Below are 20,254 nucleotides of genomic sequence, written 5' to 3'. Positions count from 1 at the left end.
GTCTCCATCCGATCCTGATTGGAGTGTAGAAGAATTATTCTGCGAAGATCAAAGGCAAAAAGCGCAAAAACTGCGCTTTGAATGAAAAACGGCGGCTCCGTGTGGAGCCGCCGCCTTCCTTATGCGTATGCGTTCGCTGGATTAGAAGCGCTTGGTGACGCCCACGAACCAACGGCGGCCCGGGATGTCGTAACCAACACCCAGTGGGAAGTTCCGGATCGAGAAGACACCGGCCGGGTCAACCAGCGGAGGCTCTTCGTCGAACACGTTTTCCAGACCGACATTGATGATCCAGTCATTCGGCGTCCAGGTAATGGACGCGTTATGGACATAGTACTCCGGCGTGTAGAAGACCGGCGTACAGTCGTTGGTGTTACAGGTTACGCCGTTCGAACCCGGATTGTTCTCTTCGCCACCGCCGATGTAGCGGGTGAACCAGGAGAAGCGCCAGTCATTGCGGTCCACAGAGGCCCGCAGGTTACCGGTCCAGTTCGGAGCTTCGGTTTCGCCAGCATTGTCATCAATCGCGCCGAGCACGTTGAAAATCTGCTCGTTCAGGCGCGTGGCCCGCACATCGAGCGTCACACCGAAGGCGGCTCCAAAGATCGACCAGTCATCCTGGAAGACCATGTTGAAGTCGGCACCCTTGGCCGTGATCGTACCGATGTTGATGAAGGATGCATCAACCAGCGAGATGAAGCCCTGAGCGTTCCGTGTAATCCGGTTACAGAAGCCGGAAGACAGACCCGGGTTGTCGTTATAGCAGTCGTTGATGATGAAGGCCGAAGACGGCTCTTCGATCGAGTCAGAGACCACGATATCGAAATAGGTCGCGGCGAAGCGCAGGTCGAAGGAGTCGAACCAGGGCTGCTCGGTCACAATCCCGAAGGTTTGCGAGATCGAGGTTTCCGGGTTCAGCGAGCCTGCGGCACCACCGGTCAGCTGCTCGGTCGAGACACCCAGAGATGTCCGGCCGTTCGGCTGAAGACCCAGGGACAGCGGGTCCAGGCCAGCGGCACGACAGTTGTCGAGCGTGATCTGGGTCCGCGGATCCGGTTGGGTCGGATCGATGATTTCACGGGTCGGGTCGTTCGGGTCGGTCTGACGCATGCTGTTCGGAACGATACAGGGGTCAGCGACGGTGACGAAGCCCGTTGCACCAGCCAGGAATTGCTCCCGGGCGTTCGGCGCACGATAGGACGTACCGTAGGAACCACGGAAGGACAGCCAATCATTCGGACGGTAGACACCTTTCACCGAGTAGGTGAAGTCCGAACCATAATTGCTTTCATCCGTGAAACGGCCCGACAGGTTGAAGGTCAGTTCTTCGGCGAAGCGGCGGCCGGAAATCGGCGTCAGCTCGGTCTCGAAGAAGTATTCCCACAGATGGCGGCGGCCCGTTGCGCCGCGGTCGGAAGCCCGGTGCTGGATCAGGCCGCGGGCGCGGACATCATCAGCGTTGGACTCGAGGGCATCTTCACGCCACTCGAAACCGAAGATGAGCGGAACTTCCATGCCGAACATGGTGCCCAGACCGCCGGTGAAGATACCGGTGACCATGGTCTGCTCGACAACCGTCATGTTGGTGGCCGGCGAGAACAGGTAGGCTGCCTCATCCGCCTGCAGGTAACCGCCGCCTTCTTGATAGAGCTGCGGGTTGAACAGGTTAACCGGCACACAGGTCACGCCCGTGGAATACGGAGCGCCACACGAATAGGTGTTGGTTACCGGGTTGTAGACCGTGGTGTTCAGCGATTCAGCCAGACGCTGCTCGTGAATACCCTGGAAGCTCTGGAAGCCGCGTGAACGGGCGTAAGAACCGCCAATGTCATAATCCCAGCCGCGGAAGAGCGGCAGGTCACCGCGGACACCGCCGACGAAGCGGAACTGGTCCAGATCGGTCGATTGCTCGTCCCGGTCACCACGCACACGCAAGATCGGCTGCGCGTTGATGTCACCAAGGTTGGCACCGAAGTTGATCACACAGTTCACACCGACATCGCCGTCCTGCACCGTGCTGTTACACGGGTTGAACGGGTTGGCACCCGGCACGACCGGGAAGAAGAACGGTGTTTGCGACCGGATGTAAGACTGACGGTTGGCAAACAGCGCTTCATAGTAAACCGCCGTGTTGGAACCCCAATCAATATCGTGCTCACCATAGGTGTAGATATTGTAGGTCTGGGCTTCCGGAATGAAGTCCGCTTCACGCGCAGCTTGCGAGGCGTTGTAGTTCCAGAACGGATCGTAGAAGTCGAAATCCGCCAGGCCATCGCCGTCACGGTCGGCCACCTGGCCGCCACGCGAGCTTTCAGACCAGCCCGGGATACCGTGCGCACGCGGGTCGCCCACCGGATAGGTGATCAGGCCCGGAACATTGTTGATGTTGGTTTGACCCGGCGTCCAATAGACCGAACCAAAGCCCAGAATGGACATCCGGTTGATCAGCGACAGGGTACAATCACCGAAGTTCAGACCCATGCCCGGCAGAGCCGTGACGTCCTGGCTCAGGATGCGGCCATCAGCCTGGACTTCGAAGTTACGCTGACACCGTGCGGTGAACGGGCGATCCTGATACTGGATCCGCTCACGCGTGGTGTATTCGAAGGCAAAACCAGCGAAACCACGGTCGGAGTTGATACCCCAAGCGCCCGAATAGCTGTTTTCCGTACCGAAGCCGTCCGGCTGTTCACGGCGGTACTGGAACTCAAACCCTTCGAAGTCGCTGCGGAGGATGACGTTCGCCACGCCGGCCACGGCGTCAGAACCGTAGACCGAAGACGCGCCGTCGAGCAGAAGGTCGAAGCGGTCAACGATGATGCCCGGAATAACCGTGAGGTCGGGCGTGGTCGGCGCACCGCCGATACCCGCCGGCGACATCCGGCGACCATTGACGAGAACCAGCGTCCGCTCCGGGTTCAGACCACGGAGGTTGACCTGGACAGAACCCGGTCCGTTATCGAGCACGAAGCCGATGAATGACTGGTCGATCTGCGTACCCGTCGACTGTGACTGCGCCAGCAGAATTTCTGCGGCATTCACAAGACCGACTTCGCGGGCCTGTTCACCCGAGACCGTTTGAATTGGCGAAATGGACGAGAATTCAGAACGCTGAATCCGCGAACCCGTCACAATGATCAGGTCCTCGTCTTCTTCAGCTTCTTCTGTTTCTTCGTCTTCATCGACGGCATCCTGAGCGAATGCCGGCGTTACGGTCAGGCCCGCCGCAGCGAAACCTGCCAGAATGGTGGAGCGCAGAAGACGCTCGCGATCCCAGAAACTGCTCACTGTCATACCCCTTCATGACTTTTTCAAAATGCATCTCCCGCTACCGACGGCAGTTGGACATGCGCACACAGCCGGAAAGACGATACTTTCCTGAGCGCACTATCGCGGCCCACCCCCGTCACGTAAAGCACGCGCCCCATCTTCGCCGCATTTCAGCCCCGAATGTTGCATAAAAGTCATACACGCCGCGAGCGCCGGTCTTTTTCAGCTGGCGTGCAGCTCCGGCTTGCGCTCTGCGTGTCCCGGCGCTAATCACTCGCGTCCCTTAGATGGACGGGCGCGTAGCTCAGCGGGAGAGCACTACGTTGACATCGTAGGGGTCGCTGGTTCAATCCCAGCCGCGCCCACCATTTCCTCATTTTATCAATGGCTTCGTAACTTGTTACCGTCGACGGCTTCCGTTGCGGCGTCGTGGCTTCTATCTACAGGGCTGAACCAAATGGAGCCGCGCTCATGTCGGACGCCTTGTTGGCCTGCCTGAATACCATTCCGGATCCCGAAACCGGCAAGGGACTGGACGATGCCGATCGGCTGGACGGGGCCGTGATCGACAAAGGCATTGCCACAATTGTCCTGAAAGTCACACAAGGCTCGGACCCGGCAAAGCTTAAGGCCAGGATCGAATCGGAAGCGGCCAAGCTCGACGGTGTTGAACGCGTCCGGGTCATCACGACGCTGCAGCGTGAAAGCAGCAGCCCACCTCCCGCTGCGCCTCAACCCGCCAAAGCGGCAGAGTCCCCGGCCGCCAAGCGCGCGGCAGGGCTGATTATTGCTGTTGCCGCTGGCAAGGGCGGGGTAGGCAAATCCACGGTCGCGGCGAATCTCGCGGCGGCCATGATCAAGGCGGGCATGAGTGTCGGTGTTCTGGATGCCGATATTTATGGTCCGTCCATTCCGCGCCTGTTCGGGCTGCGCGAAGTTCAGGGCCTACGCAAAAACGAAGACGGGATCGAACCAGCTGGAGCGCATGGTGCGAAAATTGTTTCCATGGGCTTTCTGACGAAGCCGGATCAACCCGTCGTCTGGCGCGGGCCGATGGTCCAGGGCGCAATCCAGCAATTCCTGAACGACACCGCCTGGGGCAATCCGGATGTGTTAATCATCGACATGCCGCCCGGCACCGGGGATGCGCAGCTGGCCATTGCCCAGACCGTATCTCTGGATGGAGCGGTGATCGCTTGCACCCCACAAGACCTGGCTCTGGATGATGCCCGCAAGGCGATGGCCATGTTTGAAAAGACGCATACACCCATCCTCGGCATCGTCGAGAATATGAGCGTCTTTTTATGCCCGCATTGCGGCGAGCCGAGCGAGATCTTCGGTCATGGCGGTGCGCGCGAGGAAGCCGCCGCCATTGGCGTGCCTTTCCTGGGCGAGATTCCGCTGACCATGGAATTGCGGGAACGGTCCGATACCGGCAAACCGGTGGCCTTCGACAAAGGGCCGGTGGCGGATGCTTTTGCCAACACCGCTTCAGCCGTGCTGGAATCGGCTGGCGAAGCGCGCAAGCCGGCACCGAAAATCACCTTCTCGGCCTAGGCCAGGTCCCAGCGCTGAGACTGGATACCGTCGGGCGCCGACAATCCGAATACGTCTTTGAGGGTTTCTGGGCTGAGCGCCTGCTCGGCAGTTCCATCCGCGACGGTCTTACCGTCCTCCAAGACCAAAACCCGGTCCGCAAACCGATGAACCAGTTCCAGGCTGTGCCCGGCAAAAACGACGCATCGCCCCGCCTTGGCCTCGGCGACCAGCATCTCCATCACCGCCAGCTGGTGACGCGGGTCGAGCGCCGCCCCGGGTTCATCCAGCAAAAGGGCGTCCGCCTGTGTCGCGAGCGCGCGGGCCAGCAGGATGCGGGCTTTCTCCCCCGAAGATAGCTGATCGAAAGGCCGATGGGACAGCGCGGCGGTTCCGGTGCGATCCATCGCGTCGCGCACCGCGTCTTCATCGGCCTTTGTCAATTCGCTCAGCGGTTTCAGGAAGGGATGACGGCCGAGCTCGACAATGCACTGAGCCAGCATCGGCCAGGCCATCCGCGAATCCGCTGGCAAATAGGCAATCCGCCGGGCGCGTTCACGATCCGCGAACCGGTCCAGGGAGACACCTTCAAGATAAACCTCGCCAGATGCTGGTATCAGCAATCCTGCAAGAGTCCGGATCAGTGTGGACTTGCCAGCACCATTCGGCCCGACAATTGCGGTCAGTTTTCCGGCTTTTATCTCCAGCGCGGGAACCGAGAGCACCTCCCGTTCGCCATACCGGCAGACAATCTCTTCAAGACGGAAATGCGCGCTCATGGGGCCAGTCTCGCGCTAGTGCGGATCAGATGGAAAAAGAAGGGCACACCAATCAGCGCAGTCATAACGCCCAGATAAAGCGGGACACCGTCTCCGGACACGATCCGGGTCATTGCATCTGCCAGCATCAAGAGCGCACCGCCGCCAAGCGCAGACGGGAAAAGCAATTGCGACGGCTGATAGCGCACATAACGCCTTAAAATATGAGGCACGACGAGGCCGACAAACCCGATCGCACCTGCCACAGCTGCACTGGCGCCGACCGCCAGAGCGGTCCCCGCGACCAACCGAATTTGAACACTGCGCAAACTCACGCCAACCGCGCGGGCGCCTTCTTCGCCCATGGCCAGCGCATCCAGTGCGGGCCGCGTGGTCAAAAGGATCAACCCGCCGATCACAACCATTGGCAACGCGAACTGAACCTCCGTCCAGCTGGTATTGCGCAGCGATCCCATCAGCCAATAGGCAATTTCAGACAAAGCCCAGGGGTTGGACGAGAAATTCATCGCCAGAGCGACAAGTGAATTGGCCAGCGCGCCAACGGCAACGCCCGACAGGATCAGGGTCGTCGCATTGGCCCCGCGGCCAGCGATCAAAAGCAAGGCGAACGCACCTAGCGCCGCGCCGGCCATGGCTGCGATGGGCAGCACCCAGACCGCCAGTGCGGACAGCCCGAAATATAGCGTGGCGACGGCGCCAAAGCCCGCACTTGCGGTCACCCCCACAACGCCGGGATCGGCCAGCGGGTTTCGGAAATATCCCTGCAAGGCCGCGCCCGAAAGCCCGAGGGCTGCGCCCACTAGAAATCCGAGCCCCATTCGGGGAAAGCGGAGCTCCATCAGAATCAATCCCGCCGCCTCATCGCCCGCGAGCCAGCTGGCCAGGGGAAATCCGCCGGCGACAAGATTGAGCACAGCGGACAGAAGCACCGCCACCAGGAGAACGAGGAGCACAACCGGCCTCATCCGTTCGGCCCCGCAATCTGATCGAGCGCATCGGCGATTTGCTCGGCCGCATCCATAAGCGCCGGACCTGCACAGGACCAGGCGGATGCGGGAACATCAATACGCGGGCGGCCCTCCAGGAGGCGCTGAAAAGCGGCGTGGCGCGCGCCGATATTGGAGCGCGTGGCATAACCGTCGACGAAGTAGCTGGTCACAATTAAATCCGGATTCACGCGGAACGCCCATTCGGCATTCGCGGGCAGCCAACCCTCCCCTCCCGCATCTGTGGCCGCATTCCGGCCGCCTGCCAGCCGGATCGCTTCATCCACAAGGGTACCGGCGCCGGCAGCCCCGCCAGTAACGCTGAGATAGAAGACGGAGGGTGACATGCCTCGCGCTTCTGCTCTCGCCGACAGGGCGTCCCGGCGGTTTTCGAGAGTCTCGATCCGGTTTTGCACGTCCGCTTCACGCCCTAACGCCTCACCAAGCAGGGTCAGATTGCCCGTCACGCTATGGAGGGTTTCGCCCCATTGCAGGGACAGGTGAGCCAGACCCGCCCGGTCGAGCAGGCTCGCCGCATCGCCAGCTCCGGCAGGCCCGAAAACAATAAGGTCAGCCCCCAAACCGATCAGGCGCTCCGCATCCCCGCTGGCGCGCGGTAATTCCAGCGCCCACTCAGGAGCGCTGGATACCGTTTGTCCGGCCTGCCAGGACACCGCACGCACATGCTCGGCCTCGGCCAGCGCGAAGACATAGGCATCCGCACACAAATCTGCTGAAGCAATGCGTGTGGGAGACTGCGCGGCACTAACGGCCGAAACGCACACCCACAAACACAGCCCGGCCTTCAGATGCATAACCGAAGACATCAGTGGTCTCCTCGTCAGTGAGATTGGTGCTCCGGACAAACAGCTGAACATCGTCTGTCACCTGCCAGCCGAAACGCGCCGACACAAGGGTGTAGGCCGGAAGCGTCACCTGCGTGAACGTGCCGAAATCCGTGTCGCGTTGTTCACCGGTATGATCAGCGGCAATCCCGGCCGCAAACCGGTTGTTCGCTGATCGCCAGTTGAGCGATACGCTTCCTAGCATCTCAGGCCTGCGGATCTCTGGCTGACCGTTTTCCTCGGAGTCGATAAAGCTGGCAGAGGCTGCGAGCGTGAGGTGAGGCGTCAGATGCACCTCGCCTTCCAACTCGAAGCCAGACCGGTCCGACGGGGTGGAGCGATTACGCGCAGTGGAAGGAAAAACACTGAAATCAGTGAAAATCTCGTCTTTCAGTTCGGACTCAAACCACGTCACGGACAGACGGGCCGTGTCTCCGAAGCTCTGGTCCCAACCGATCTCCCAACCGCGCGAGCGTTCCGGCTGAAGGTTCGGATTGCCGGCAAAGAAATTCGGGAAGAAGCCGAAAAGTTCAAACACGCCGGGATTCTTGATGCCTTCGCCAAAACTGGCGCGCGCGCGGCCATCAATGCCTTCGAACAGGTACGCCCCGCCGATGCGCCAGGTTGCGGCATCCTCAAACCGGTCATTCCAGTTCTGACGGACGGAGGCTGAAATCCGGGCAGGACCCCGCGACAGGCGATAATCAAAGGCTGCGGCGGTGTTATCGATCGCCTGTGACTGGTTTGACCCGGCGCCGGCCCCGGCGAAGCTGTCAAACGTCTCGCGTTCGAACTCGACCAACCCGCTCAGCTGATGGGCGAATGCCCCCGTCTGCCAGCTCAGCGTGGGTTGATAGAAGGCCTGTAAGCGCTGGGCTTCGGTTTCGCTGGAAAAGGCGGCATCGGCGTAATTTTCCAACCGGTCGGTCGTGTGATTGAGCGCCAGCGCATGGCCAAAGCCGCCGCGATAAAGTTCAACTCGTACGCCCGCGGCCAGCTGCTGGCCATTGCTGACACGATTATTGTCGTCCAACCGCCCGTCGAAATCAGAATCGGAATCAAATTCGCTTTCAAAATCAGCGAAACGCCCAGTCCATTGAATTGACTCGTTTTCTCCCAATGAAAAGCGGCCCGTTAAACTGGCTGAAAAGCGCTGATAACCATCTTCTTCTCCACCCAGGCCGGAAACATCAATGCCGTCTGTCTGCAGCCGGGAGGCGCTGATACCGCTCGAAAGGCGGCCGTGTTCATCAGCGAAGCGTGCCCCGGCCTGCCAGGTACCGAAAGAGCCGCCCTCGACCTGAATCTGGCGGGTTTCCCGACCGGACGCACCGGTCGATTGAATATTGATGACGCCGCCAATGGCATCCGAACCCCAGAGCGCAGATTGCTCACCGCGCAGCACTTCCACGCTCTCCACGCCAAAACCCGGCGCATGCGCAAAATCATACCCACCGGTCATCGGCACCGATGCTTCAATTCCGTCGATCAGAACCAGCACATGATTGGTTTCTGATCCCCTCACCCGCAAATCGGTGAGATTTCCACGTCCGCCTTGGCGGGACACGGCGACGCCTGGAACGGCGCGCAGCGTGTCCGTCAGGCTAAACGTGCCGCGCAATTCGATGTCGTCTTCGTTGACGAGGGTGACGGCTGAGGTGAGATCGGATTCCGGGACAGGGATACGGCCGCCGATGACGATTATCGTCTCTTCGGTTTCAACGGCCTCTTGGGCCAGAGCAGCCGAAGGGAGCAACGCAATGAGCGCGCAACTTCCCCAGAGACGATATTTCCTGAACATATTTCACAACTCCATTTGGCCGGGCGCAGACCCGGCCGGGTTTCAAAGGAGTCGCTGCAAACGGAAGCTTCCGTGCCGGTCCTGTGTTTTCCCGCACAGGCGGACGAGCGACGGCACAGGCAAGTCTTCCGGCTTACGGGTCAAAGCGAACCTCACGCCTTCCCGGCTTTCGCCAGTGGCTTGGATGTGAGGCCGCTCGCCGCTTACGGCTGCGGGAACAGCGGGGGACTTTCACCCCTCTTCCAGATTAATCCCTTGCGGGCACCTGTACTGTGTTCGGGATAGCGCGGCTTTGGCGCTTTGCCTAGAGCCCAGCTTCGGCGAGGCGCTTTTCAAAGTCGCGAAGCTTGGCGCGGGCCTTACGCCATTCCCACCAAAGGAAGGCGATTTTCGGTCCATCAACCAGGTAGCGCTTCCACATGCGCTTGGGTTCCTGAGCGAGGCGATGCAACCATTCCAGCCGGGCATTCTGCATCCATTTCGGTGCGCGTTCGGCCTTGCCGCCCAGAAAGTCCAGCGCGGCGCCAACACACAGGCCCACGCCTGTGCAATCGCCCCGGTCCAGACAGGCCTCGGCGATCATCTCCTGCTGGGGCGAGCCCACACAAAGGAAAATAAAGCGCGCGGGATTGTCCGCTACGAATTGCGCACATTCGGCGATCGCCTCGGGATTATTGCGCAAGCCCATGGGCGGTTCGTGCCAGCGCACATTCTGCAAGCCATAGCGGGCTTTGACGTTTTCAACGACTTCCTCGTTGCCGCCGATAATCGTCACCGGCTCATGCTGGGTGATCACGTTTTCAAACAGGGTCTCGGTGAGGTCAGAACCCGGCGTCACATCAACGTCGGTTCCCGAAAGCGAGGCGATGAGTTCAAGAACGCGGCTGTCGCAAACGGTCAGCCATGCCTGGGCATAAAGCGGGGCGAGCACATTATCACGGCGCAAGCGGACCAGATGATCGACATTCGGCGTCACTACAAACTGGAATGACGCTTTCGGGTCACGTTCAGCCAGACGCAAGACCGTGGTCGGGAAATCGATATTGTCGAACGCCGAGTTCAAAAACCAGATATGGCGCGGTTTGGTACGGCGCTCTGTCTCGGTCAGGATCGGCGTGTGGATCGTCATCATAAATGTCCCGTTTCGCGCCATCGCGGCGCAGTCGAGACAGTTAACTGCAAACCCCTTGCCTTCTTGTGCCAGGCGGCTGGAAAGCTGGTTTCAGGGTTAATTCGCGGTTAAATCTCTCCGCGTTTGAGGCGGCGGAACTCAAACCGGGACGGATGCAGGGTTTCGCGGCCGGATTTTTCCAGCGGCGACGGCTCACCACACAGGTCGGATGCCAACGCTTCGGCCAATAAAGGCGCATGCGCAAAACCGCGTGACCCAAAACCGGACAGGATGAGGCGGGGGCTGGATTCTGTGCTGTCGTCTGCACGATCCGTCAAGGGCCCACCCCGCGCAGAACTGCCCCAAACTGCGGCAAAGTCATGGGGCGGCAGGGGACCAAAGACAGGCAAGCGATCCGGCGTAGTAGCTCGCACGCCAGCCCAACTTTCCGGCTCCCCGGAAAAGCCGGCCGCAATGTCAGGGCAGCGCGTTTTCAGATCGGCGAGCAGCTTGTCCGAGGCCGCTCGTGGAAGGCCGGCCTCCGCGCCTAATTCATGGGTCGCCCCGACCAGAACACGGCCATCGTCGGTTGCTGAAACATAGCCGCCCCAGACGATGGGGTATTCTGGAGGCGTGCCGTACCAGACCGAGACCCGGCCCGCGCCGGGCGATAAATCCGACATCGCTGCGACCGGGCCCCGGCAATCAATGATGAGGGAGGCCTCCATAACCCGTTCGGTGTCGGTGATGACGCGCGTGCCTTCGGCAAGCGTTTCTACGACTTCCATCGGATTGAAACGGCCTGCCCGTTCCATCCAGAGACCATTGTCCCGGATATCATATCCGTCTCCCATTGCCTCGGCGATTGCGGCATAGCGCGAGCGTTCGCCCTCATCCTTGAACAGGCGGAGCGCGCCTTCTTCGCGAAGCAGTCCCAAATCTGAATAGAGCTGCCGGGCATATTCAAAGGCGGCCAGCGTCGCGCGGACATGCGGCCGGTCAGCGTTTTCGAGCCGGGGTGTCAGCAAGCCCGAAGGGGCACCCGAGGCCCCGCCCGCCAATCCATTGGGATCAAGGAGAGTCACCTTGCGACCGCGTTTTTGTAGCGCATAGGCGAGGCTGGCTCCGGCGATGCCGCCGCCGCGAATAATGGCAGTCTCATCATTGGGCCGCACGCGGGGAAAGGGCGTTGGTGGAGCGAGTGTGCTTTGCGCCTTAAAAACCGCTTCAAGACGTTCGCGCTTTCGCCCGAAGCCGGGTTCTTTTTCAACTTCGAAGCCCGCGGATTGCAGCCCGCGCCGGACAGCGCCCGCGACCGTAAAAGTCGCCGCTCTCGCGCCCGGCTTGGACAGACGCGCCAGCTCCGGCCAGACAGCGTCCGCCCACATGGCCTCATTGTTCGCTGGTGAAAAGCCATCAAGGAACCAGGCGTCCACATCTGCTTCAATTTGTGGCAAGGCCGAAGCGATGTCGTCGTGAAACACGGTGAGCGTAACGCGATCTTCATCGAAGCGAAGCCGGTGTGGGCCTTTAAGCGGTTGCGGCCATTTCGCGATCAGTTGCCATGATAGACCCGCCAACTGGGGAAATGCCGCAAAAGCCTGCTCGGCCATATCCCGGCGCAGTGGAAATTTTTCGATTGAGATGAAGTGCAACCAGCCCTTCGCGGGTCCGGTCTCTTTCCAGAGCTGCCAGGCAGCAAGGAAATTGAGCCCCGTGCCAAAGCCCAGCTCACCAATGACGAATTGATCCTTACCCTGCCAGGCTTCCGGTAGGCCACAGCCCGCCAGAAACACGGCGCGCGTTTCCGCCAACCCGTCTTCTACAGAGAAGTAAATATCACCGAATTCACGCGCGACCGGCCCGGTCTCGCGCCAGTCCAGGTCCGGCGGGTCGCAATAAAGCTTCATGGCGAGGTGTATAGCGCGGCTGGGCTAGCGGAACAGGCTACGGGCTTCACGCGGTCCGATGAAAAGCCAGACCAGGAATCCAATGACCGGTACCAGCAGGATAAACGCAATCCACAATACGCGGAGAACAGGCGCGGCGGGCGAGCGGGCGACATGCAGTATCGCATAGATGCTGAAGACCAGCACCAGAAGTCCTATCGGTCCGGCAATCTCGAAGCCCAAAAGAAAACTCCCTCATCCGGTGGGGCGGATGAGGGAGCGTAACAAGCCACGCGTGCTGCGTCAGCTTTCCAATTGTTTAGGCTGTATTCGGAATATCCGAGAGCGCCTCTTCCAGCTCTGCAAAAGACGGCTGAGACTTGGTCGGCACATTGCCGCGTCCGATCTCGACGGAGATTTGCGCCGCATTGCCATGCAGGTGCGCCACCAGCACCGACTGGATAATCAGATAGAACGCGTGCTCTTCATCATAGATTTCCTTCATCCGGGCTGCGATCGGACCCACAAATCCATAGGCCAGGAACACGCCGAGGAAGGTTCCCACAAGCGCAGAACCGATTTTCGCACCCAGCACGGTCGGCGGGCTGTCAATGGCCCCCATCGTCTTGATGATCCCCAGAACCGCCGCGACAATCCCCAGCGCCGGAAGCGCGTCAGCCATGTTCTGCAAGGCATGAGCGGGACCAGCCACTTCGTGATGGTGCTTTTCCAGCTGTTTTTCCATCGCGTCCTCGACCTGGTGCGGATCTTCCAGATTCATCGTCATCATGCGGAGCGTGTCGCAGATGAAATCGGTTGCGAAGTGATCCTTCAGGATGCGCGGATAATTCTGGAAGATTGCCGAGTCCTTTGGATTCTCGATATGGGTTTCCAGCGCGATGACGCCCTTGGTCTTCATCGTCTTGGTCAGCTGGAATAAAAGCGCGAGGAGATCGCGGTAATCCTGCGTCTTCCATTTCGGTCCAGAAACAATCTTCCCGAAATCGCCAAGCGTCTTCATGACCGTTTTGCCGGAGTTGCCGATGAGGAAGGCGCCCATTGCAGCGCCACCAATCATCATGAACTCAAAAGGCAACGCCTTGACGATAATGTCGAAATGACCGCCCGCGAGCGCGAAGCCCCCGAACACCATGACCATAACGACCACCATACCAATGATCTGAAACATGATACGTCCACCACCCGTTGTTTATCCGGCGTCCTCTTTTTGACGGGACTGTCCGGTTTCGAGACGCACTATGGCGGATTAAGTTTAATGCCCGGTGTAACGCGCATTAGGACGTGATTCATGCCCCTTGCCGCGGCGTTAAAGACCGTCATGAAACCGTTATTGTAGAATCCGCAAAAATATGGCTAGAAACCCCGCGATCAGGCGTTGCGGGGAAATTTATGACCATATTTGGTTATGAAGTGTTTGCGATCATCGGATTTATGATCGCGGCATATGCCATTGTCGCGAATGATGCGATCCAGACATTGGGAACTTTCCTGGCGTCAAACTCGAAGCGATCCTGGGTAACGCTCTGGTGCTTTGCCTGCGCGATCATCCTTGCGGTCATGGCCTATGGCTGGTTTGCCTATGATGGCGATATCGCTTTCGATCGATTGAACCAGATCCCCTACCCCGAAAACGGCATTCAATGGTGGCACGCCCTGCCACCTCTGGCCTTGCTGGTATTGACCCGTTTTGGTGTACCGGTGTCGACAACCTTCCTGGTGTTGACGATTTTTGCTCTGACAGGCGGTGCAGCCACCGAAGGCGTGATGGAAAGCATGCTGATCAAATCAGCTCTGGGCTATCTTGTGGCTTTCGGCGCCGGCTTTCTGGTCTGGCTGATTATCTCGCGCATGTTCGAGCGATGGATTTCTAAAACAACCGCTGCAGATCACGGTTCTGGATTCTGGGGCATCCCAGCCGTCGTCGCTGTGATCTCGGTCATCATCTATCTGCTGGTCAACGGACCCGTCTTCCCGGACATTGCGAATGCCAACTGGATCTGGGTTGGCGCCACGCTGGCATTCAGCTTTGCCGTGGCGTACCTGACACGGAATCTGAATACCTGGGTCATCCTGCAATGGGTGTCGACCGGCTTTTTGTGGTCGCAATGGCTGATCCAGGATCTGGCCAATATTTTCGTCTTCCTGCCGCGCGAAACGGTTGTAGATGCGAACGGGGATATTCAGGTCACCTTCTCATTGACCATGCTGATCTTCGCGACGCTGTTGATGATCGTGCTTCACGCCATCATCTTCCGCGCCCGTGGTGGTGAGATACAGAAAATCGTGCTGTCCAAGACCAATACAACGGACATTCGCGCGGCGACGATTGTCGACTTCATCTACGCCATCGTGCTGATGTACTTCAAAGAGCTAAACGACATTCCGATGTCTACAACCTGGGCCTTCCTGGGCCTGATTGCCGGGCGCGAACTGGCTATCGCCTTTGTGGCCGCCTTGCGCGACAAGATCAAAGCGCTTTGGGATGTCGCAACGGATGCGATCCGCGCGCTGATTGGTCTGGCCGTGAGTGTCATCCTCGCGATTGCCTTGCCAGCCGTTGCACAAGGCCAGGTTCCTGGCTTCATGGCGGGGCTGCTGCCTTAGGTCCGAATGCAAAAGCATTACTATGTTTATCTGATGGCCAACCGGCCGCGCGGAGCCCTTTATCTCGGCGTAACCAATGATCTCGTTCGTAGGATTTGGGAACATCGCGAGCAGATAACCGCCGGGCACACCAAACGATACAATATCAAACAACTCGTCTGGTATGAGGTCTTTCCAGACCCTGATAGCGCAATCGCAACAGAAAAGCGGATCAAGAAATGGCGAAGAGCTTGGAAAATCGAGCTCATCGAAAACATGAATCCGACCTGGAAGGATCTCTATTTCGAGATCATCAAATAATGTCATTGCGGACGGCAGCTGGTCTGCCGATCCGCAACCTATCTTCATTGCAACAGCCTCGCCCTAAATAGGTTCCGCATCTCGTTTCACTCGTGCGGAATGACATGTTTTGTGAACGGCGCGCTATTTACGATAAGCCGCAAGCAAAATAGGTCATCCGGATGCCGCCAAGCTATGATCCCTCCAACCCGTCCACCCCTTCAGACCGGCGGCGGGCCTTTCGGCTTTTATTCATCTGCTTGATGGTCACGGGCATCGGCAATTCCATGCTGTTTGCCATTTTGCCGCCACTGGCACGCGATCTGGGCGTCGCTGAAGCCTGGATTGGTGGGATCTATACGATTTCAGCGCTGCTCTTCTTGATCATGAGCCCGATCTGGGGCGCGCTGTCCGATCAATATGGCCGGCGGCCAATCCTGATCTTTGGTCTTGCCGCATTTGCGCTTTCGACCCTGGTTTTTGCCGCTGCCGCTCTTGCCGGTCAAATGGGCTGGGCGCCGCCGCTGATTGCCATTTTCGGCATGGCAGCTGCGCGAACCCTGTTCGGCGGTTTTGGGTCCGCCACCAACCCGTCGGCTCAAGCCTATGTGGCGGACCGGACGACGCCGGAGGAGCGCACGGAAGCACTGGCAAATTTGACCGCGGCTTTCGGGCTCGGTGGTGTGGTAGGACCGGCCCTTGCCGCCGCTTTTGTCGAGCGCGTGGGCATTGCGCCCTTCATGGTCGGCACCTCCGTTCTGGTTGCCTGTGCGGCGATTGCCGTGCGCCTGATGTTGCCGGAGAAGACCCCGCCTAAGCGTCAGATGCGGCCGATCAACCCGGTCGCCCAGCTCGGCTTTGCACTGGATAAGCGGATTGCGCCCTTCTTTGCCTATGGCTGCGGCCTTTGGCTGGTGCAAGCCATCAGCCTTCAGGCCATTGGCTTTTACGTCATGGACCGGATGAACCTGACGCCGGCTGAAGGCTTACAGCTGGCTGGCGTTGCTTTGACCGCCGGGGCCGGTGCGCTGATCTTTGCGCAGCTGGTTGTGATCCCGGCGATGAAAGCCAGTCCGCGTGCGCTGATGTGGACCGGTGCGGCGCTGACCGTAGTAGCCAGCATCGAAATGGTCTTCGCGGCCAATTATGCCGCCATTGTTTTTGGCTACATGCTGAATTCTTTTGCCTTCGGGCTCGCACGGTCCGGCTTTGTGGGCGGCGCCTCGCTGTCTGTGACGCCAGAAGAGCAGGGCCGCGCCGCCGGATCAACCACGGCCACGGCCGGACTTGGCTTCTTAGTCGCCCCTGTCGCGGGGCTTTGGCTATATCAGGCGGTCGGTCCGGCCACGCCCTACATGCTGAATGCGGTTCTGGCGGCTGGCTGTACAGCGCTGGCCTTTCTGCATCCGGGCATCCGGTCCGTCACGCTGATCGCAAAACCCCATGCGGAACCCCGCGGGCCGATCTGACATCTACTTTCTGATGACAGGCCAGGCCAGTTCCCCGGCCGCGCTGCGATCTTCAAGGTTTTCGATGCCATAGGTTTCCGGATAGCGCCGGGTGATCAAAGCAGTGCCGAACACTACGTCCCAGAAGAAAAGCAGGTTGCCGTAATTGCCCTTGTAATGGGTCACACCGTCATCCTTGTGTAGGCCATGGTGGGCAAAATGGGTGGCCGGCGTCGAGATCGTCCGCTCTACCACCCACATGACGGGCGATAGCCACTTGATCCGATAAAGCGGTTCATCCCAGCGCAATGACGAGTGCGCGCCGAAAATCACGGTCATTTTGACCACTAGATAGATCGCATAGACCGGCCCAAAACCCAGATGCACCAGCGCCGCTGCGATCCAGAGCCCTGGCATGAAAATATAATAGGCGATGGCATTCCGGTAGACGATCCGGATATTGAGATACGCTCCGGAATGATGGGCGCGATGCAGGTTATAGAGCCACGGAAAGGTGTGCGCCGCGCGGTGCCACCAGTACTGGGTCATGTCATCGCCGATCAACAGGATCAGCACCATTGCCCACCACGGCCAATCCGCCCACGCTCCTTCGCTCCCGGGCCATGCTGCTTCCATCAGCACAGGCACAGCAAAGAAAATTGCCGGCACTGTTATCAGAATAAAGATCGGCGTACCGACCGCTTCGATCCAGACGTCGCGCGCCGATCCCCTGGCGGGCTGGAAGAACCGCCGTGTCAGGATTTCGGCCAATGCAAAGCCGGCAAAGATGACCGGAACCAGAAGGCGTGTATCCACGCCTTATTCGCTTTCTGATGCGGAAAGCGCACCCATCACGGCATCAAATATCTGCCGGCCGCCATATCCATCAACAACCAGATTATTCTGGCGCTGGAAGGCCATCAGAGCCCGCCGGGTATTGGGACCGAACATGCCGTCTGGAGCACCGGGATCAAATCCCAGCTCGATCAGGCCTTGTTGCATGGCCAGTGTTTGCGAGCGGCTGATCGGTGGATCGTCTTCCGGCCATTCGCCTTCGATCGCATAGCGGCCCGAGAACCGCTCGGACAACAGCCAGACACCAATGCCGTATGAGGTCGAATTGTTATAGCGCATCAAGGCACGGAAATTCGAAAACGTCAGGAAAGCCGGGCCCCGGCGGCCCGCCGGCAGGATCAATCGCGAGCCCTGCATGAGCTGATCAGCGGCCCAGCTCTCACCATCCGCGCGCGTCACCCGGCGCACCGACCATTCGGCCGTCATGCGTGCATCGCGCGGGTTCCAGCTGGTCAGGTCGAAATCCACTGGCAGCACCACTTCCACAACGACCGGCTGACCGCGCTGCCAACCGGCCTCACTCAGGAGGTTGGCAGACGAGGCCAACGCATCGCCGACATTATTCCAGATATCGATGCGGCCATCGCCGTCAAAATCATCGGCGCGGCGCAAATAGGTCTCCGGGATAAATTGCGTCTGGCCCATCGCGCCGGCCCAGGAGCCCCGCAAGTCTTCCCGGCGGGCATAACCATTATCGATCATGCGAGCGACAGCGATCAATTGCGCTTCCGCCCAGCTGCGGCGGCGCCCCTCCCAGGCAAGGGTTGCCAGCGAACGGACGACATCATCATCGCCCTGGATCGCGCCATAAGAACTCTCCAGCCCCCAGATCGCCACCAGAATTGGGTAGTCAACGCCATAGCGGCTCTCGATGACCTGCAGCATGCCCTGGCGTGCCGCGATCTGGTCTGCGCCATTGCGCACGCGGAGATCCGAAGCAGCAATCTCCAAATATTCCCACAAGGGACGGACAAATTCAGGCTGGCTGCGATCACGCTCGATAATCCGCAAATCCGGTTCCAGCTCATCGAGCATGGAGGCCACCGTCGCCGGATCAGCGCCGCTGCCGGCCAGTCTTGGCCTGAAATCATTCAGCCAGGTGTCGAAGCTTTCTTCCTGGGCCATGGCGCCGACCGGGGTCAACGCAAGCACCAACGCAAAAATTAAACGTGTCATCCCTTATCCGTCAGTTCGGCCGGCCAGAGCCCGGCAATCTCGATGATAAGCTTTCTGCGCAGCGCATCCACAAAATCTTCGTGAGTGCGGCTGGGCATAACGAAAGAGCGTGGCCCGACTATGACATGTTCCTCGAAATACCGGCTGACATCGATATTAACGGGCGGGCGGAAAGGATGCTGACGGTCGCTCTGCATGGAAATGCCATTGATCGTGACACCCGCCGCCAACGCTGCATCCCGTGCCGCTTGAAGGCTGGGTCCGGCATTTTGCGGTCCATCCCCGGACAGGTCGATGATCCGGCGTTCGCCATGGAAGGCATTGGTTTCAATCAACGTCACCGAATTGGACAGCGCCGCGCCGATGGCGGTCCGGCGGCCGGAAACAAAGTCAGCATTGGCCAATGTCGCCGCAAATGCCAGCGCGTCAGCCTCTGTTTCAATCACCGCCCAGGGGGCCACAACCCGCTGAAAGCCAGCATCCGCCCATTCCAGATACATGACCGCAATGCGTCCATGCGGGCCGGCCTGTATGGAGGAAATCACGTCGGGGTCAGCCAACGCTTCAACATGGCCACGGCGTTGTTGCAGGGCTTCCATCTCGTCAATTGACGCCGAGACATCCACGGCAAAGACCAGTTCAAGATCAACGACGAGACGGCCATCCTCGGTATAGAGCCGTTCCCGGTTAAGATAGTTCTCGCTGGAATAATCCGACGGATCGCCAAACTCTTGCGCGCTCGCCAGAGGCGCTATGCTCATCATCAATAGCAGGAAACCGAAACGAATCACGGTGCGGCCCGGATCAACTCAATGCGGGACGGGGCAGCGCCGGCAATTTCCAGAGTCATCTTGCGCAAAATTGCGGTCCGGAACTCCTCGGGCGCGCGGGCCGGCAGAACGAAGGCCCCCGGTCCTGTCACCACATTCTCATCAAAATACGCATCTAGGTTGACCTCGACCGGCCTGACCCAGCGATTAGGCTGTTCGGTTATGACCGGCAGGCCATTGATCACAATGCTGGCCGCACTCGCCATCTCGCGTGCCTCGGCCAGATCCAGGCCCTGATTCTGGGGCCCATCGCCGGAAATATCGATCATGCGCCGGAACCCGTCATAATCGTTTTCTTCAATCCGCCGGACCGAATCAGCAATTGCAGATCCGATGGCGGTATAATGTCCCCGCTCCAGCGGAGCGGCGGCCACGGTTGCGGCAAAAGCAAGCGCATCCTCTTCAGAGGCGATCACGGTCCAGTCTGCTGCGGCGCGCTGGAAGTTGGCGTCGGCCCATTCCACATAGGTGACGGCAATCCGGCCCAAAGGGCCGCCTTCAATCGCGGAAATCACGTCCGGATGGGCCAGGGCTGCGACATAGCCTTCGCGTTGGCGGACCGCCTCGTCCTCATCGACAGAATAGGAAATATCAACGGCCAGAACGAGTTCGAGATCAACCTCGATCCGGTCCTGAGCGGCGGCCTGTCCGGCAAGCACCAGAGCGTTAAGCGAGAAAAGCAGATTGCGCATGGAGCGGGAAGCTAGAGTTGCTTTGATGACAGGGCAACTAACCGGTCTGTAAGACGGTGTATTTTCGCGTTGGCCGGAGTTGACATTGACCCCTGCCCCCCGTAGATACCGCGCCTCTCCGGCGCTTGCCGT

At 59.5% G+C, this 20,254-nt stretch carries 17 protein-coding genes, 1 tRNA gene and 1 riboswitch; of the genes, 5 read left to right on the top strand and 13 right to left on the bottom strand.

Going from position 1 to position 20,254, the window contains the following annotated elements:
* Window positions 1–141 precede the first annotated feature (141 nt).
* Window positions 142–3,288, bottom strand: coding sequence for a TonB-dependent receptor domain-containing protein (locus ACO079_RS11635; RefSeq protein WP_421790226.1), 3,147 nt, complete (start codon window positions 3,286–3,288; stop codon window positions 142–144).
* A 275-nt stretch (window positions 3,289–3,563) separates the two neighbouring features.
* Here ACO079_RS11635 and ACO079_RS11630 point away from each other — a divergent pair.
* Both ACO079_RS11630 and ACO079_RS11625 read left to right on the top strand, forming a co-directional pair.
* Window positions 3,564–3,638 (top strand) — tRNA-Val (locus tag ACO079_RS11630).
* 103 nt (window positions 3,639–3,741) lie between these two features.
* The gene (locus ACO079_RS11625) at window positions 3,742–4,827 is read left to right on the top strand and encodes a P-loop NTPase (protein WP_421790224.1); all 1,086 of its coding nucleotides are present in this window, start codon (window positions 3,742–3,744) and stop codon (window positions 4,825–4,827) included.
* On the opposite strand, the gene ACO079_RS11620 is transcribed toward ACO079_RS11625, so the two are convergent.
* From ACO079_RS11620 to motA, 8 genes are all read right to left on the bottom strand, one after another.
* Window positions 4,824–5,585: an ABC transporter ATP-binding protein gene (locus tag ACO079_RS11620; RefSeq protein ID WP_421790222.1), complete on the bottom strand. Its 762-nt coding sequence runs from the start codon at window positions 5,583–5,585 to the stop codon at window positions 4,824–4,826. The two genes, ACO079_RS11625 and ACO079_RS11620, sit on opposite strands and share 4 nt — an antisense overlap.
* Window positions 5,582–6,538, bottom strand: coding sequence for a FecCD family ABC transporter permease (locus ACO079_RS11615; RefSeq protein ID WP_421790220.1), 957 nt, complete (start codon window positions 6,536–6,538; stop codon window positions 5,582–5,584). Before ACO079_RS11615 ends, ACO079_RS11620 begins: the two co-directional genes overlap by 4 nt.
* A gap of 8 nt (window positions 6,539–6,546) precedes the next feature.
* Window positions 6,547–7,398, bottom strand: a complete 852-nt coding sequence (locus tag ACO079_RS11610) for an ABC transporter substrate-binding protein (RefSeq protein ID WP_421790218.1) — start codon at window positions 7,396–7,398, stop codon at window positions 6,547–6,549.
* A complete protein-coding gene (locus ACO079_RS11605; RefSeq protein ID WP_421790216.1) occupies window positions 7,337–9,217 on the bottom strand; it encodes a TonB-dependent receptor plug domain-containing protein in 1,881 nt (626 codons plus the stop codon). The genes ACO079_RS11610 and ACO079_RS11605 overlap by 62 nt, the downstream gene beginning before the upstream one ends.
* A gap of 101 nt (window positions 9,218–9,318) precedes the next feature.
* Window positions 9,319–9,501: riboswitch (cobalamin riboswitch) on the bottom strand.
* Between the two features lie 20 nt (window positions 9,502–9,521).
* Window positions 9,522–10,346: a WecB/TagA/CpsF family glycosyltransferase gene (locus ACO079_RS11600; protein ID WP_421790214.1), complete on the bottom strand. Its 825-nt coding sequence runs from the start codon at window positions 10,344–10,346 to the stop codon at window positions 9,522–9,524.
* 110 nt (window positions 10,347–10,456) lie between these two features.
* Complete coding sequence (gene mnmD, locus ACO079_RS11595) at window positions 10,457–12,238, bottom strand: tRNA (5-methylaminomethyl-2-thiouridine)(34)-methyltransferase MnmD (protein WP_421790212.1); 1,782 nt, start codon at window positions 12,236–12,238, stop codon at window positions 10,457–10,459.
* 24 nt (window positions 12,239–12,262) lie between these two features.
* Window positions 12,263–12,460, bottom strand: coding sequence for a PLDc N-terminal domain-containing protein (locus ACO079_RS11590; RefSeq protein WP_421790210.1), 198 nt, complete (start codon window positions 12,458–12,460; stop codon window positions 12,263–12,265).
* Window positions 12,461–12,536: 76 nt separating this feature from the next.
* Window positions 12,537–13,406 (bottom strand): flagellar motor stator protein MotA, encoded by an 870-nt coding sequence (motA, locus tag ACO079_RS11585; RefSeq protein WP_421790208.1) that lies wholly within the window; start codon window positions 13,404–13,406, stop codon window positions 12,537–12,539.
* Between the two features lie 221 nt (window positions 13,407–13,627).
* Here motA and ACO079_RS11580 point away from each other — a divergent pair, with 221 nt between their 5' ends.
* The 3 genes from ACO079_RS11580 (at window position 13,628) to ACO079_RS11570 (ending at window position 16,590) form a co-directional block, all read left to right on the top strand.
* The gene (locus ACO079_RS11580) at window positions 13,628–14,842 is read left to right on the top strand and encodes a hypothetical protein (RefSeq protein WP_421790207.1); all 1,215 of its coding nucleotides are present in this window, start codon (window positions 13,628–13,630) and stop codon (window positions 14,840–14,842) included.
* A gap of 33 nt (window positions 14,843–14,875) precedes the next feature.
* Complete coding sequence (locus ACO079_RS11575) at window positions 14,876–15,142, top strand: GIY-YIG nuclease family protein (protein ID WP_421790205.1); 267 nt, start codon at window positions 14,876–14,878, stop codon at window positions 15,140–15,142.
* A 161-nt stretch (window positions 15,143–15,303) separates the two neighbouring features.
* A complete protein-coding gene (locus ACO079_RS11570; RefSeq protein WP_421790203.1) occupies window positions 15,304–16,590 on the top strand; it encodes an MFS transporter in 1,287 nt (428 codons plus the stop codon).
* A gap of 3 nt (window positions 16,591–16,593) precedes the next feature.
* Here ACO079_RS11570 and ACO079_RS11565 read toward each other — a convergent pair whose 3' ends face one another.
* Genes ACO079_RS11565 through ACO079_RS11550 form a run of 4 tightly spaced genes read right to left on the bottom strand, consistent with a single transcriptional unit; the run spans window position 16,594 to window position 20,122 of the window.
* Complete coding sequence (locus ACO079_RS11565; RefSeq protein ID WP_421790201.1) at window positions 16,594–17,385, bottom strand: sterol desaturase family protein; 792 nt, start codon at window positions 17,383–17,385, stop codon at window positions 16,594–16,596.
* Between the two features lie 3 nt (window positions 17,386–17,388).
* A complete protein-coding gene (locus ACO079_RS11560) occupies window positions 17,389–18,600 on the bottom strand; it encodes a lytic murein transglycosylase (protein WP_421790199.1) in 1,212 nt (403 codons plus the stop codon).
* Window positions 18,597–19,391: a DUF1194 domain-containing protein gene (locus ACO079_RS11555; protein ID WP_421790197.1), complete on the bottom strand. Its 795-nt coding sequence runs from the start codon at window positions 19,389–19,391 to the stop codon at window positions 18,597–18,599. Before ACO079_RS11555 ends, ACO079_RS11560 begins: the two co-directional genes overlap by 4 nt.
* Window positions 19,388–20,122 (bottom strand): DUF1194 domain-containing protein, encoded by a 735-nt coding sequence (locus tag ACO079_RS11550; protein WP_421790196.1) that lies wholly within the window; start codon window positions 20,120–20,122, stop codon window positions 19,388–19,390. The genes ACO079_RS11555 and ACO079_RS11550 overlap by 4 nt, the downstream gene beginning before the upstream one ends.
* Window positions 20,123–20,254: the final 132 nt, after the last annotated feature.

It is taken from the genome of Hyphobacterium sp., assembly GCF_965228115.1.
GTDB lineage: Bacteria > Pseudomonadota > Alphaproteobacteria > Caulobacterales > Maricaulaceae > Hyphobacterium.
This window is presented reverse-complemented; position numbering and strand designations above follow the sequence as displayed.